This is a genomic window from Kitasatospora sp. NPDC087314 (assembly GCF_044744365.1).
Classification (GTDB): Bacteria; Actinomycetota; Actinomycetes; order Streptomycetales; family Streptomycetaceae; genus Kitasatospora.
In genome coordinates this window covers 1490-3364 of record NZ_JBIUYE010000002.1, presented here as the reverse complement: position 1 = coordinate 3364, position 1875 = coordinate 1490, and the positions used below count along the sequence as shown (strand labels likewise).

General features: G+C 57.3%; 1 rRNA gene (running past one end of the window). It reads left to right on the top strand.

Annotated features, from left to right (window positions below):
* The first annotated feature begins 48 nt into the window (after positions 1 to 48).
* A 23S ribosomal RNA gene (locus tag ACIO5E_RS03925) occupies positions 49 to 1875 on the top strand; it runs 1489 nt beyond the window's last position.

Here is a 1875-nt window from a genome sequence, read left to right as displayed (position 1 = left end):
TGTGACTGGTCGTTGTTTGAGAACTGCACAGTGGACGCGAGCATCTGTGGCCAAGTTTTTAAGGGCGCACGGTGGATGCCTTGGCACTAGGAACCGATGAAGGACGTGGGAGGCCACGATAGGCCCCGGGGAGCTGTCAACCGAGCTTTGATCCGGGGGTGTCCGAATGGGGAAACCCGGCAGTCGTCATGGGCTGTCACCCGCTGCTGAACACATAGGCAGTGTGGAGGGAACGCGGGGAAGTGAAACATCTCAGTACCCGCAGGAAGAGAAAACAACCGTGATTCCGGGAGTAGTGGCGAGCGAAACCGGATGAGGCTAAACCTTGAGCGTGTGAGACCCGGCAGGGGTTGCGCTTGAGGGGTCGTGGGATTTTTCTTGATCGGTCTGCCGGCCGGTCGGCGAGTCAGAAACCGTATGGGTAGTCGAAGGACATGCGAAAGGTCCGGCGTAGAGGGTAAGACCCCCGTAGACGAAATCTGTACGGCTCGTTTGAAGAACTCCCAAGTAGCACGGGGCCCGAGAAATCCCGTGTGAATCTGGCGGGACCACCCGCTAAGCCTAAATATTCCCTAGTGACCGATAGCGGATAGTACCGTGAGGGAATGGTGAAAAGTACCGCGGGAGCGGAGTGAAATAGTACCTGAAACCGTGTGCCTACAAGCCGTGGGAGCGTCGTTCATCAGCTTGCTGGTGGGCCGTGACTGCGTGCCTTTTGAAGAATGAGCCTGCGAGTTTGCGGTGTGTAGCGAGGTTAACCCGTGTGGGGTAGCCGTAGCGAAAGCGAGTCCGAATAGGGCGGTTGAGTTGCATGCCCAAGACCCGAAGCGGAGTGATCTAGCCATGGGCAGGTTGAAGCGGAGGTAAGACTTCGTGGAGGACCGAACCCACCAGGGTTGAAAACCTGGGGGATGACCTGTGGTTAGGGGTGAAAGGCCAATCAAACTCCGTGATAGCTGGTTCTCCCCGAAATGCATTTAGGTGCAGCGTCACGTGTTTCTTGCCGGAGGTAGAGCACTGGATAGGCGATGGGCCTTACCGGGTTACTGACCTTAGCCAAACTCCGAATGCCGGTAAGTGAGAGCGTGGCAGTGAGACTGTGGGGGATAAGCTCCATGGTCGAGAGGGAAACAGCCCAGAACACCGACTAAGGTCCCTAAGCGTGTGCTAAGTGGGAAAGGATGTGGAGTCGCAGAGACAACCAGGAGGTTGGCTTAGAAGCAGCCACCCTTGAAAGAGTGCGTAATAGCTCACTGGTCAAGTGATTCCGCGCCGACAATGTAGCGGGGCTCAAGCACATCACCGAAGTCGTGTCATTGCAGCATGAAGGGCTAACGCCTGCTGTGATGGGTAGGGGAGCGTCGTGTGCCGGGTGAAGCGGCGGTGGAAACCAGTCGTGGACGGTATACGAGTGAGAATGCAGGCATGAGTAGCGATACAAGAGTGGGAAACTCTTGCGCCGATTGACCAAGGGTTCCTGGGTCAAGCTGATCTGCCCAGGGTAAGTCGGGACCTAAGGCGAGGCCGACAGGCGTAGTCGATGGACAACGGGTTGATATTCCCGTACCCGCTTTGAAGCGCCAACGCTGAACCAGGTGATGCTAAGGCCGTGAAGCCGGCCCGGAGTCTTCGGATGATGGGACGTGGTGGAGCCGCTGATCCAAGTCTGTAGTAGGTGAGCGATGGGGTGACGCAGGAAGGTAGTCCAGCCCGGGCGGTGGTTGTCCCGGGGTAAGGGTGTAGGACGAACGGTAGGCAAATCCGCCGTTCACATAGTCTGAGACCTGATGCCGAGCCGATTGTGGTGAAGTGGATGATCCTATGCTGTCGAGAAAAGCCTCTAGCGAGTTTCATGGCGGCCCGTACCCCAAACCG